General features: G+C 56.2%; 13 protein-coding genes and 3 pseudogenes. 12 read left to right on the top strand and 4 right to left on the bottom strand.

Features of this window, described 5'->3' with window-relative positions:
- Positions 1–23: 23 nt before the first annotated feature.
- Positions 24–176, top strand: coding sequence for a hypothetical protein (locus tag HK44_RS18440; RefSeq protein ID WP_158002036.1), 153 nt, complete (start codon positions 24–26; stop codon positions 174–176).
- Between the two features lie 284 nt (positions 177–460).
- Here the strand turns inward: HK44_RS18440 and HK44_RS18435 are convergent, their stop codons facing one another.
- On the bottom strand, positions 461–898 hold the full coding sequence (locus HK44_RS18435; protein WP_019690005.1) for a glycine zipper domain-containing protein: 438 nt from the start codon (positions 896–898) through the stop codon (positions 461–463).
- A 275-nt stretch (positions 899–1,173) separates the two neighbouring features.
- Here HK44_RS18435 and HK44_RS18430 point away from each other — a divergent pair, with 275 nt between their 5' ends.
- From HK44_RS18430 to HK44_RS18405, 6 genes and pseudogenes are all read left to right on the top strand, one after another.
- Positions 1,174–1,416 (top strand): hypothetical protein, encoded by a 243-nt coding sequence (locus HK44_RS18430; RefSeq protein ID WP_024265055.1) that lies wholly within the window; start codon positions 1,174–1,176, stop codon positions 1,414–1,416.
- Between the two features lie 425 nt (positions 1,417–1,841).
- A complete protein-coding gene (locus HK44_RS18425; RefSeq protein WP_024265054.1) occupies positions 1,842–2,240 on the top strand; it encodes a DUF5329 domain-containing protein in 399 nt (132 codons plus the stop codon).
- Between the two features lie 476 nt (positions 2,241–2,716).
- A pseudogene (gene ltrA, locus HK44_RS18420) lies at positions 2,717–4,139 on the top strand (group II intron reverse transcriptase/maturase).
- A 252-nt stretch (positions 4,140–4,391) separates the two neighbouring features.
- Positions 4,392–7,019: an EAL domain-containing protein gene (locus HK44_RS18415; RefSeq protein WP_242031567.1), complete on the top strand. Its 2,628-nt coding sequence runs from the start codon at positions 4,392–4,394 to the stop codon at positions 7,017–7,019.
- Positions 7,020–7,181: 162 nt separating this feature from the next.
- The gene (locus HK44_RS18410; RefSeq protein WP_019690010.1) at positions 7,182–7,610 is read left to right on the top strand and encodes a hypothetical protein; all 429 of its coding nucleotides are present in this window, start codon (positions 7,182–7,184) and stop codon (positions 7,608–7,610) included.
- 289 nt (positions 7,611–7,899) lie between these two features.
- The gene (locus HK44_RS18405) at positions 7,900–8,076 is read left to right on the top strand and encodes a hypothetical protein (RefSeq protein ID WP_020723511.1); all 177 of its coding nucleotides are present in this window, start codon (positions 7,900–7,902) and stop codon (positions 8,074–8,076) included.
- Between the two features lie 62 nt (positions 8,077–8,138).
- Here the strand turns inward: HK44_RS18405 and HK44_RS18400 are convergent, their stop codons facing one another.
- On the bottom strand, positions 8,139–8,891 hold the full coding sequence (locus HK44_RS18400; protein ID WP_019690011.1) for a carbonic anhydrase: 753 nt from the start codon (positions 8,889–8,891) through the stop codon (positions 8,139–8,141).
- A 243-nt stretch (positions 8,892–9,134) separates the two neighbouring features.
- Here HK44_RS18400 and HK44_RS18395 point away from each other — a divergent pair, with 243 nt between their 5' ends.
- From HK44_RS18395 to HK44_RS18380, 5 genes and pseudogenes are all read left to right on the top strand, one after another.
- Positions 9,135–9,377, top strand: a complete 243-nt coding sequence (locus tag HK44_RS18395) for a DUF1652 domain-containing protein (protein WP_019690012.1) — start codon at positions 9,135–9,137, stop codon at positions 9,375–9,377.
- 198 nt (positions 9,378–9,575) lie between these two features.
- Complete coding sequence (locus HK44_RS18390; RefSeq protein ID WP_019690013.1) at positions 9,576–9,806, top strand: hypothetical protein; 231 nt, start codon at positions 9,576–9,578, stop codon at positions 9,804–9,806.
- Positions 9,807–10,386: 580 nt separating this feature from the next.
- Positions 10,387–10,604: pseudogene (locus HK44_RS30610) on the top strand (ISL3 family transposase); the annotation flags it as partial.
- Positions 10,605–10,693: 89 nt separating this feature from the next.
- A pseudogene (locus tag HK44_RS18385) lies at positions 10,694–10,888 on the top strand (cytochrome c); the annotation flags it as partial.
- Positions 10,889–10,928: 40 nt separating this feature from the next.
- Positions 10,929–11,900, top strand: coding sequence for an XdhC family protein (locus HK44_RS18380; RefSeq protein WP_019690017.1), 972 nt, complete (start codon positions 10,929–10,931; stop codon positions 11,898–11,900).
- 68 nt (positions 11,901–11,968) lie between these two features.
- Here the strand turns inward: HK44_RS18380 and HK44_RS18375 are convergent, their stop codons facing one another.
- Both HK44_RS18375 and HK44_RS18370 read right to left on the bottom strand, forming a co-directional pair.
- Positions 11,969–12,199 carry a hypothetical protein gene (locus HK44_RS18375; RefSeq protein ID WP_019690018.1) on the bottom strand — a complete coding sequence of 77 codons (231 nt, stop codon included), beginning with the start codon at positions 12,197–12,199 and terminating at the stop codon, positions 11,969–11,971.
- Between the two features lie 150 nt (positions 12,200–12,349).
- The gene (locus HK44_RS18370; RefSeq protein WP_019690019.1) at positions 12,350–12,574 is read right to left on the bottom strand and encodes a hypothetical protein; all 225 of its coding nucleotides are present in this window, start codon (positions 12,572–12,574) and stop codon (positions 12,350–12,352) included.
- Positions 12,575–12,639: the final 65 nt, after the last annotated feature.

Raw genomic sequence — 12,639 nt, 5'->3', positions numbered from 1 at the left:
CTGGCCTGCCCGGAGATGATCAAATGAAACGCACAACTGCTTTGATTTTTGTGGTGTCGGCAGCGTTGTTACTTGGCGGTTGCTGGCCGTATTGGCATGACCATGACCGTCGCGGACATGATCGTGGGCGTTACTACGGTGACTATCATCAGGCACAAGAGTATCGCCATGCATGAGTTCGATGTAGCGGAGCCAGGATAGATTGATGTCGAGCCCGGCAGTCTCATTGACTGCCGGCTGGAGGGCGTCGTATAGCAAATGGTAGCGGGTAGAGCGATGCCGGCAAAGAAAGGAGTCTCTACGGGGGGGGGGGCGTATTTTCTGGAGATGGGCCTGTAGATAGGGCCAAATCCTTTTGGCTGGTCCCAGTATGCTTGCCAGGTGTGACAAAGGTATGACGGGATCGAAGGGAAAAGCCCGACGCGAGATCGGGCTTAAACGTGCACGTCAACTCAACCCTTTAATCGTGTTTATATTTATTCTTGTATTTATGATGGTGTTTACCGTTGTAACCTCTGCCCTCTGAGCCACGATGGCGATTATCGTCGGACAGGTTATTGCCGAGTGCGCCGCCCGCGGCACCGCCGAGGCCTGCGCCAATGGTGGAGCCGGTTGAGCCCCCCAACTGATGACCAACGACCGAGCCCCCCGCCGACCCGAGCCCGCCGCCGATCGCTGCGTTGGTTTTGTTGCCCCTCGGCGCAGCGACAGCGCTGCCTGCAGCGCCCCCTACACCCGCGCCGATCGCTGCACCGGTGCTTCCGCCCATTTTCTGACCGACTATGTTGCCCAGCGCGCCGCCAAGGCCCCCGCCAACGGCTGCGTCGCCATCTCCAGCGGCCATTGCTCCTTGTGTGATCAGGGCACCTAGAGCAAGGGTAAGCAGTGTGATTCGCATGCTGTGCACCTCAATAAGTAGTTTTTGTGTTCAGACTGCTATTTTGACTATTGAGCATTTTGAAACGTGCGTTGTTGTTTCCGGTTGCCAAGCTGCTCTCGTCAGTGCATTGACGATAGAGAGAGCACTAGAACTGTAGAGGGCGCGGCGAAGCCAAAGTTCGAACTGCGATAGTGGCACGCTGTCGAGAGTTTACACAGGAGCAAAAAAAGCCCGTACGCGGTGGGCTCTTTAGTGCGGGTTACTCGACGATCAACCAACAGAGGGATGCAGCAATGACTGAGCGCCATATGATCCACTCGGAAACGCTTTCGAACGGACGCAAGATCGAGGTGAAAGCCAAGATTCTGAGGGACGGCTCGTTGCAGATGTTCATCGGTGTTTACCAGCCCGACGGCACGGTCCTCTTTGAGGACCATGACCCAAAACCGCATCTGCTGGACATGGAAGATGCTCTGGACTGGGGGATCGAAATCGCGAGACGCACCGGTAACGCCCCTGCAATCGGTCAGGCTTGATGATCGCGGAATCTGATTTTTGGAGGTGCCATCGCTCACTAATGAATCATTGATCTGCTTGATGGTCGTAACTATGGTTGAGCGCTCTCCAGACTAAACTTGCGGGTAGCGACAATCCTTCTCCGTAGCACTGACCCTTGCTTTTAGGATGTTCATATGAAGCGCACAGCGATAATGATCCTGGCCATTTCAAGCTCTCTCCTGCTGGGAGGCTGCTGGCCTTACTGGGAAGATGGAGACGGGTACGGTCGAGATCATGACCGAGGCCGTGATCATGGTCGTGAGTATCACCGTAGTTATGATCGCCATGATGGCCGTGGATACGAGCGTCGTGACAATGATCAGGGCGAAGGTCGTTACCACAATCGTGATCATGACAACAGAGACGACTGACGCTTGAAGCCTGGTCGGGACGAGGAAAGGTCATGCGGATTCTGACAGCAAGGATGGCTCGGCCTGTCAGCCAATGGCTGATGGCGGCGGGTATTGGTCTGATCGCGATGGTGGCCAATGCGCAGGCTCAAACCTCACCTCAAGCCGCTCAAGAAATAAAGAGCCTGCTGGATTTTGTCGAGCACAGTGAGTGCCGGTTCGTGCGTAACGCAAGCGAATATCCGGGTCCCCAGGCTCGGGCGCATCTGGAGAAAAAGCTGAACTACCTCGAAGGCAAGAACATGATCGGCAGTGCAGAAGACTTCATCGATCTGGCGGCCACTAAAAGCAGCATGAGTGGCAGTCTCTATGAAGTGCGATGCCCAGCAGGTGTACAACCCGCAAGCCTCTGGCTGAAGACCGAGCTACAAAGGCAGCGTCAGCTTCATTGAGTCAGTCTGAAGTCGAATAAGCCCAGTATGATGCTGGGCTTTTTCGTTTGTGCGCCAGGCATGGCGCGTTGCGCGTAAGCGCAACCAGCTTGGCTGTGGTGGCCACGCTGGTGACTTGGAGGTGAAAGTCCTCTACACACCCGGCAAGGGGAAGTGTTAGCCAGAGGCAAGGGTGTCGCGGGTGACTGCGAATCTGAAGGAAGCCCGAGGCAAAATGCTGGCCTGACGAACAGGAAGCGGATAGAGGCGGCGCAGCGGGGTAAGGGGGCAAACTTCCTCAAAGCCCAATACTTGCACGGGACGCTGCGACGTAGATCCGACAGGCATAAGCAGGAAGGTCGCGCGAATTACCCTGGGAGATCTGCACGTTTGCCACTGTGCTACCGAGCGTCGCGAGATGACGGGATGAGCGTGCAGAAGTCAGCCGAGGCCGAAGTAAGTGGCGAATAACCGTGTCACCAAGGGCCGAACAGGTTATGCCGCCAGTAGGCGTCAGAGTCTCGTTGAATACCGAAATGCAGAAATTTCTCCCAGAGAAGACTGTTACTCCGAGTCCCGGACAGTATCCGAGGACGACGGCTGACAGCGCAGAGGTATTGGCGGCGTCTGTGACGTGGACGAACGCGGAGCCGGACACGTTGATGGAGCGGGTGCTTGCACCGGCTAACCTCAAGCGTGCGTATCAACGCGTAGTTAGCAACAAGGGCGCACCGGGTGCCGATGGCATGACGGTCGACGACTTGGCGGGCTACGTGAAACAGTATTGGCCGATCCTCAAGGTTCGGTTGCTGGCCGGTGAGTACCATCCGCAAGGTGTACGCGCCGTCGAAATCCCAAAACCCAAAGGCGGAATCCGTCAGTTGGGTATCCCCAATGTGATGGATCGCCTGATCCAGCAAGCTCTACTGCAACAGCTCACACCGATCTTCGATCCTCTGTTCTCGGACTACAGCTACGGTTTTCGTCCGGGCAGAAGCGCCCACCAAGCCATCGAAACAGCCCGTGCCCATGTGGCCGCAGGCTACCGTTGGTGTGTAGAACTCGATCTGGAGAAATTCTTTGATCGGGTCAACCACGATGTGTTGATGGCCTATGTGGCGCGCCAAATCGCAGACAAACGCGTGCTCACGCTCATACGTCGTTATCTCGAAGCGGGGGTCCATGTCAGGTGGGCTCGTCAGCCGACGGCAGGAAGGGACGCCGCAAGGCGGCCCGCTCTCGCCGTTGCTGTCGAACATCCTGCTCAACGAACTCGACCGCGAGCTGGAACGGCGGGGCCATCGTTTCGTGCGCTATGCCGACGACGCAAACATTTACGTGCGCAGTCGTCGTGCGGGTGAACGAGTGATGGCCGGTGTCGAGTGCTTCTTGAATCAGCGCCTGAAACTGACGCTGAACCGGGAAAAGAGTCGCGTGGCACGGACTTGGGTCTGTGACTATTTGGGTTACGGGATGAGCTGGCATCAGCCTCCGAGACTGAGAGTGGCAACCATGAGTCTGGATCGCTTGCGCGACCGACTCAGAGAGCTACTGCGCGGAGCGCGGGGGTGCAAGATGGCAACCGTCATTGAGCGAATAAATCCTGTGCTGCGCGGTTGGGCTGGCTACTTCAAGTTGACTCAGGGCAAGCGAGCACTGGAGAAGCTTGATGGCTGGGTGCGTCGTAAGCTGCGCTGCGCCGTATGGCGTCAATGGAAACGGCCCTCAACAAGGGCTCGCCACCTGATGCGTCTGGGGCTCAGCAGGCACCGCGCCTGCATTTCGGCGTTCAATGGCCGGGGCCCATGGTGGAGTTCCGGTGCTGCGCATCTGAATCACGCGCTACCGAAGAAACTGTGGGATCGGCTTGGACTGGTCTCAATACTGGATACGATGACTCGGCTTAATCGCATAACTTGAACCGCCGTATACGGATCCGTACGTACAGTGGTGTGAGAGGACGGCGGCTGTGAAGCCGCCTCCTACTCGATCCGGGCGTCGTAGCGATGGATTGGATCGACCGCTCAGTCACTTCGAAGCTATCCTGTGATTTCAAGCCGAGGGCGCAGTGACGTATGGGGACGACTAGAGTGAATAAATCCTGACTTTCGACATAGAAACAGTATTACGCGTTGCTCCGTTGATAGTCCCCTTCCTGGTCTGAAGGTTTTTATGACGCTTCACACGCAGCCAGGGATGGTGGACCGTGGTGGCATTGGAAAAGTGGCGATTATGGACACGAAAGTCAGACTGGCGAGCGGCGAAGAGGCAGAAGACTTTTTCGTGCAAACACTGGAGCAGGCTGTCGATGCCGTGGTGGTCATTGATGACCAGAATAACGTAGTGTTTTTCAATGCGGCTGCCGAACAGTTTTGGGGTTGTCCTCGTGAAGAAATACTGGGGAGCAACGTCAATAGATTGGTTCCTCACGTCATACGTCCCCACCATGACGGTTATGTCGGCGCGAACCGGGAGACCGGGGTCAACAAGATCGTGGGCGTCAGCCGGGAAGTCCATATCGCGCGCAAGGATGGCGAGGAGCGCTGGGGCGCGATGTCGATCTCGAAAATTACCTTGCGGGGCCGAATCCTATATGCAGCCTTCCTCAAGGATGTGACACAGACGCGCCTGAAAGATATCGAACACCGGTTGCTGTCGATGTCGGTCAACATCACCAGTTCTGCCACCTGTATCGTCGACGCTGATGCGCGTCTCATCTATGTCAATGACGGGCTCGTTCGATTGCTCGGGTATTCCCGTGAGGAGGTCATCGGGCGGTCGCCTCTGATGTTCTTTGTCTCCGATATTCAGGCCGAATCGCGTGCGCAAGCGGTGCTCGAAAAAGTCCTGCGTGGTGAGCCCTGTGAAGCCAGCGCACTGATCAGCAAGCGTAATGGTCAAAGGCTTTGGGTGCATATTTCGTCGACCCCCGTGTTCGATGCTCAAGGGAAGGTCGACAACATCGTCATTGTGCTGACTGACATCACCCGGTCAAAGCTGCATGAGGTGTTGCAGGACAAGGTGATAGGGGCTCTTTTGAAAGAGCAGTCGTTGGAAAGCGTATTGACCCTGATGTGTCAGGAGATCGAACGCATCGCGCCAGAAGTCATCGTTTCGATCCTGAGCGTGGACCCGGAGGGATTTCTGCACCCGCTGGCCAGTCCTGGTTTGCCGACTGATTACTCCAGAGCTATCGAGGGATTACCGATAGGTCCAGTTGTCGGGTCTTGCGGGACGGCGGCCTACAGGGGCGAACCGGTTCTGGTGACGGATATCAATCACGATCCGCTCTGGGCGGATTACAAGTCTCTGGCCGAGAAGTCGGGTTTGCGAGCGTGCTGGTCTATTCCCGTGCGCAACGGCGCTGGCCGGATTGCTGCCACCTTTGCACTCTATTTCAGGGAATGTCGCGGTCCCGATGCCTTGCATGCTCACCTGGTGACGGCGGGAACGCACTTGTGCATGTTGGCGCTCGAGCGGGAAGAGGCACGTGAATCGATTCGAAGAATGGCGTTTTATGATGCGTTGACCGGCTTGCCCAATCGCAGTTTTTTGCTGGCACAAGCGGACCGCGCCATTGCCGAAGTTGCTCAGGAGCAGGCTGAGTTGGCGGTACTGTTTGTCGACCTGGACCGCTTCAAGCAGGTCAATGATGCGCTGGGGCATGCTTCGGGCGACGAGTTGCTGCAAGTCGTAGCGCAACGGCTACGCAGTGTGCTCCGGGAGTCGGACATTGTCGGGCGGTTATCCGGAGATGAGTTCGTTCTGGTGCTTCCAAGGATGAATGCCACGCAGGTCACGACCTTTCTCGAACGGCTGAAGATGATCCTGAGTACTCCGGCTAATATAGCCGGCACCTCCGTGGGCCTGTCGGCCAGCATCGGTATCAGCATGTTTCCAGATGACGGGCAGTATATGGAAAACCTGCTGCATTGCGCCGATATTGCGATGTACCAGGCCAAACGTACCGAACGCGGCGGCTTCAGTTTTTTTCTCGAAGAAATGAACAAGATCGCTCAGCAACGTTTGATACTTGAGACAGCGTTGCGTGCGACCCTGGCTGAGAATGGTCTTCACCTGGATTATCAGCCGCAAGTCGATTTGAGGAGCGGGCGTCTCGTCGGCGTAGAGGCGCTGGCACGCTGGGAACACCCAGCACTGGGCAGTATCTCGCCAGCGCGATTCATACCTTTGGCCGAGGAGTGCGGGTTAATCAATAAGCTGAGCCAATGGGTGCTGCAAGAGGCCTGCGGGCAATTGGCGCAGTGGCGCCGGCAAGGATTCGTGGTCCCGTCCATGTCGATCAATCTGTCACCGATCAACTTTCACAATCTGAATCTGGTGGGGCAGATCGCCGAGCAATTGCGCCGATGTAAATTGCAGCCCGCCGATTTGTGCGTGGAGGTGACGGAAGGCGTATTGCTTTGCAACAGCCCTGGTTCAGAGAAAACCATCCAGGATCTGCATGCCTTGGGTGTGCGTCTGGCGATTGATGACTTTGGCACAGGTTATTCCAGCTTGGGGTACTTGCGACGGTTGCCGATCAGTGAGCTGAAACTGGACAAGAGTTTTGTTGATGACCTGGAGCACGATGCTTCCTGCCGCGCATTAAGCGAGTCCGTTATCGGTATTGGTAAGGGGCTTTCCTTGCATGTTGTCGCTGAAGGCATTGAGCACGCGGCCCAGCGTGACATTCTCAGGGCGCAAGGTTATGAGGTCGGGCAGGGATATTTCTTCTCTGTCCCATTGTCTTCCGGGGCGTTCATGCAATGGATGCTGAGCGGCCCGAGCAGGCGATAAACGGCGTAGAAATAATCCTGGCCAGCCACGGCAGTCGATCAGGTCCTCATCCCTGACATCTATACTCTTTCTCATGCATTCAGCCATGGGATCCCGATCCCGGGACCTGTTCTGTTCACTCGCTGGTGATAAAGCCTTGGCATAGATTTACGGGGGCTCAACATGCGAATTTTCATAGGGGTTGCAGCCTTTTTATTCATTTCAGGGTGCATGACTTCTCCAGTTCCAGCAGAAAAGGCCGCTCAGGTTCCAGGAGATCGGGTTTTTGCATTTCAGCAACCCACCGAGGGAGACAGCGGAACGATTTTTGTGACGCGTGATGGCGGTTTGCTGGGTTCGGCCTGCTATATCGGTGTTTATGTGAACGGTGATTTTGTTGCGCGAGTGGGACCTGGTGAAGGAGCGAGATTTTTCACTAAGCCCGGGGAAGTCTTTGTCGGCGCAGGCGAAGACCTGAAGGGTAACGGCCTGTGTTCGTTAGGCATTTCCTTACGCGAGGTGGTAACGACCATGGATGCCGGAGAGGTCAGGCATTTTCGAATTTACGGTGATGCGAGCGAGGGCATTTCAATAGCGCCAAGCTCTCGCTGAAGTAGCGGCATATGAGCTGCGACCTTTAAAAAAGTGTGGTTATTTAAGGACTTAGGTGATTTTTTGTGTAAAAAAAAGATGTAAATATATTGTTACATCTCAAGTGGTGAGCTATTATCGCGGTCGTGTTCACCTACCACGGTTTACGCATTTTTAAGCCCCAAGCGTCCATCAGCTGCTTGGGCTTTTTTTTTGCCTGAAATTTGTTGCTGGCGGCTACTGGTTTTGAACATGGGGCGTTTCTAAACTTCTAATACGCATCGACCGCAGGGCGTACGAGAGGTGAGCCATGAAGACCGATCCGCAAGCACCACGTACTAAAAAACCAGCTGAGCCGAGCCGTTCGGGTGACGCACGGCAGGACCGTGACGAGCTCCAGCCAGATAATCCGAAAAAGTGGAAGGATGTTCAAAGCGCGGTCGAGAGCGAGCTGGAAACACTGCACGATAAAGCCAGACCCCTCTAAGCGGCGCTCGCCAGCGAGTACAAGCGATGCATCTGACCGTCGGGTGAGATGCATCGTGCGAATCAGGCAATCAGATCTACTTTACCGCTGGCCAGGCGATAGATGCCCCCGACGATTTTCAACGTGCCTTTGCTCAGCGCTTCAGTCAGTACGGGCGAGGTTTTCTTGAGGTTGTTTACCGTGTCTTTGACGTTTTGCACGGTCGCGTTCTCGAGAAGATTTCCCGGATTCTTGAGTACCTTCTCGATAGAGGGCCTGAGTGCGTCAGTCAGTTTCTGGATTTGACCGGGGAAAACTGCATTGTCCTTTGTTGCCTTGATGCCTGCATTGAGTGCGCCGCAGTCTTCATGCCCCAGCACCAGAATCAGTGGTGCGCCGAGCACCAGGACCGAATATTCCAGGCTTGCCAAGCCTTCCTCTGTGACGAAGTTGCCCGCGACACGCACCGCGAAAAGATCGCCGCGGGCCGTGTCAAACGCGTACTCGGGGGCGATGCGCGAATCAGCACAACTCAAAACTGCCACGAACGGGTTCTGACCAGAGACCAGGGCTTCACGCTCGGACTTGAAATCATGTGTCTTGGAGGTGCCGTTGATGTACCGCTTATTGCCCGCGATCAGTCGTTGAAGGGCCGCATCCGGGTTGATCGAGTTTTGTGGTTTTGGAGGAGGGGCCTTTTTCTCTGCGGCCCGGGCGATGCTGTCAGGCAGCGCACCGGCAAGCAGCAGGGCGCCGGCCCCTAGTCCTGCAAGCCGGAGAAAACGACGACGGCCATCCGTGTCCGGCGTGGGGGTTGAATCACAGGATTCACACATGGTTTGTGTACTCAGGGTTTGGGGGGAGTGGCTCGCTATAAAGGGCTAATACTTCCAGGAACCTTCAGCACTTCTTCGTTGGAGTCTAGATGGCTTGCCGAAGCCCGTTTCAGGCAACGCGCAATTACAAAGTGAGAAATACCTAGTACTTTGAGCTTAATCCGTTCGCTTTTGCGGGGGGGCAGCTAACCTGTAATGACCAGGCAACACTCCCGTACACAATCCACCCACGGACGGAATGCCATGTTTCCTCTTCTTCAGCTTTGCCAGATTGTGGAGTCCGGTTTCTATCCCCTCTCGTGCACCTGCACGGTGAATCCCGACGGATCGTTGAGGGTCACGATTATCGATCCCGAATCCGGGCGCGTTAAACTACTGATCACTGGCGTGTCGACGGCGACGCTGACCAGCGTCCGGGAGACCGCCAACTTTATCGGTGAACTGCGTACTGAATTGAAAGCCGGGCGCAGAGCGTTCGCAGGCTGATCCAACGATCAAGTCAGGTCGCAGGCCGACGATTGGGCGTCTGGCGAACGATCTGGCGGCAGGCTTGATTCGCCGCGCAAGCGAGGTACTCACTCTGGGAGTTGCATCACGTGCACAAGAGAGTTATCAAGTCTTTTGCAGTGGAAATGATTTTCAGAGCGTCGCATCGAGTGATGCCGTGACGCGGAGGGAATTGCCATGTTACTCAACAAACCCGAACACGAACTGCGCAGCGATTTCCAGAACCTTGCATCTGATTTGCGATGGTCGGCGGTGGAACTCAAAGCCATTGCCGAGCGACTGAGACAGGCCGGTAACGAGATCGATGCCGAGGCACTGCTCAAGACGTGTCAGGTGTTGGAGACCGCCGAAGAACGGCTGGCCATCTACGCGAGTGAAGTGAAGGCTCATCGAATACACCTTGAATAAGCATGGTTCGCCATTGCAGCTCGCTCAGGGCTGTCAGGTTGGCTTTGCGGCATCATTGCAGGTTATTCGGAACGATGGAGATTTCCAGGCATCTCACATAAAGTTGCCGCAATAGAGTAGGGAGATATACCCAGTTGAAGGAAAGGTTATCAAGTCTTGCAGTCGTCACGTTAATGGCACTTGGCGGCATTTCGTTGCTGTTTGTCATTAAATACTGCATTGAGTACTTCATAGGATCCATTGCTGAGTCATGGATCGATCTCGCGCTCGTTCTTTCGGCCTATGTATTGTTCTTTCTTCTTGAGCCCATTCGCAAATCGGTGAGTAAAAAATGGAGTAAAGGGGCGAGGCGAAAAAGACACGGCGGGGGAGTGTGAGGGCCGTTGACAAGGTGCTGGCGTCCTTGGGGGGCTGTGATCTTTCCGTAACCATGACAACCCTTTCACGAAGTCTTCACCCTGACCGGCCTAGATTGACCTGACTCCTTTGAGATATCCCCTTCAAGCCCGCCCGCATGCGGGCTTTTTTTTGTTCTTCACGCAATCCCGGGAAACACGGAAACAAGAACGCCGACACGATCTGTGGCAAACGCAGGGAGGCCGTCAGTTGGCTGGATCGCTATGTTCGCATGACGCTCCGCTTGGCCGATGCCGTCATTCAAGCCTGCTGCCGAAGGCGCAACCACGATGCCTGATCATGGACGAGTTAGCGTTGTTCAAAGGTCATCGTTACGCCAGCGTCGAGCTGGACGCCGACACGCGAGGGGGGGTTGTGATTGGCGAGGGCCGCAGCGCTGCCCGAAAGTGCTTTCACACATTCAAACCGAGCCGGCCAAATGTCCATCGGATGGTCAAATACCTGTCAGGCACTGCCACTCTGTGAAGCGAACATTACTCGGGCACGGCATGAATGCTCAGGGTACGATATTCAACGAGATGTTCCCGGTGTTCCGTAACAGCACCCGGAACCTCAATGACCCGGACCTGGCGTCCATGGCGACTTTCCTGCTCGGCGACCCGCCATCGCATGCGCGAGTGTCGAGCCAAGCGCCGTTGGACAAAATGATCGAAAGCGCCCAGCGCGTGAAGGCAGATGCTCCCGTTGAGCATAAGGCACACTGATATGCAGCATCTTGATCTGCAAGTGGTTCGGCGAGCGTTGGCCTGGTCCAGCGCTGGTCAGCGTGTATGGCTCTGCAGCGTGCTCGGCACCTACGGCTCGGCGCCTCGTGCGCCGGGCTCGATGTTGGCGGTCAACGACAGCGGGCAATGGATTGGTTCGTTGTCGGGCGGCTGCGTCGAGGACGATTTTCTGGCGCGCATGGCCGAAGGGGCGTTTCTCGACGCTGTTTCGGTGGTGCGTTATGGCGAAGGCGATGATCCGCGCTCCACGATAAAACTGCCCTGCGGCGGGTTACTCGACGTGCTGGTGGAAAAGCTTGAACCTGAGTGCGAGGTCCAGGCTCATCTGCGCGAACTGGAATCCGCGTTGCTGGGGCAGCGTCGTTTGATTCGTGAAGTGAATCTGGCCAGCGGCGCACGCAGTGTGCTGGTTGACCGTGAACATGGGCCGCGTATCGAACGGGAAATCGACCGGGTGCGTTTGCGCGTCGGTGCGGCCCAACGCTTGTTGCTCGCCGGTTATTCCAGCGTGGCCCAGGCGTGTGCCGAGTTTGCGGTGGGGCTGGGTTTCGAAGTGATTCTGTGCGACCCGCGCGATGAGGTCCTCGAAGGGGTGGTCCTTGAGAGCGTGGAGATTCGCCGCGAGTTGCCGTCGATATTCATCGCCGAGGGTGGCTGTCACAGCGATACCGCCGTGGTGGCGCTGACACACGATCCGCGCATCGACGACCTGGCCATGATGGAAGCGGTGCGCACCGAGGCGTTTTACATTGGTGTGATGGGGTCGATGCAAACCTCGCAAAGGCGCTTTGAGCGTTTACGGCGTATCGGTGGTTTGGGAGAGGCTGAACTGGCACGAATTCACGCACCGATCGGACTTAATCTGGGCAGCAAGACACCCGCGGAAATCGCCTTGGCGGTGCTTGCCGATATTCTGCGTATTCGCAGCGGTATAGCTCGGGATCAGCTCTGAAGAATAACGTATCGGTGTGCTGCCGATCCTCGGCGAGTCCCGACTTCAGCGTATGAGCCGGGACTTGCTCAGCGGAATCGAGGCAGTGGCCGGTCGACAGGTTTGAGTGACGTCAGCGCGTTCTGAATCAGCGGGGCATCTTTCTCGATGTCTTGCAGACGGTCGCGAATTTTCATCGCGGTGGGGTGGCCGCCATGGATGTCGACCCAGTCGGCGATTTCCTTGCAGGCAGCCGCCAAGCGCGCTTGACGCGAGTTGAGCAGGGTCAGCAATGTAGTGATGGACTCTTTTTCGGACATGAGAAACACCTCCGTATCAGAGAAGCTTTTGATCGAGCAACAAAACGCTCGCCGGGCGCGAGCGTTTGCCGATGGGGTCGCCGATCCTTCAGCTGAAATCAGTATAGACCCGCAAAGCCAATGGCAGCGCAGCCGCGTGCGCCCTGCGTTTCAGACTTTACGCGGGCTCCGCGAGCTGGCGGCATTGAGTCGTCGGCACTCACGCATGGCATCTTCCATATGCTCATAACCGTCGCCGATAAAACCGCCGCCGGTACGCGTATCGGCGATCCGGTACCAGACCGCCGCAATCGGCTGCTGATGAGACACTTCACCCGCACGGCGACCCTGAACGACGGTCTTGTTGCAACGTTTTACAACGAATATGTCTTCCATGGCGTCACCAACGCTCCAAACGTGTACACATCAACTATAGAAGCAAGTTGAAAAGGTGCAAAAGC

The organism is Pseudomonas fluorescens HK44 (assembly GCF_000217955.3).
In the GTDB taxonomy this organism is placed as follows: domain Bacteria; phylum Pseudomonadota; class Gammaproteobacteria; order Pseudomonadales; family Pseudomonadaceae; genus Aquipseudomonas; species Aquipseudomonas fluorescens_AQ.
This window is presented reverse-complemented; position numbering and strand designations above follow the sequence as displayed.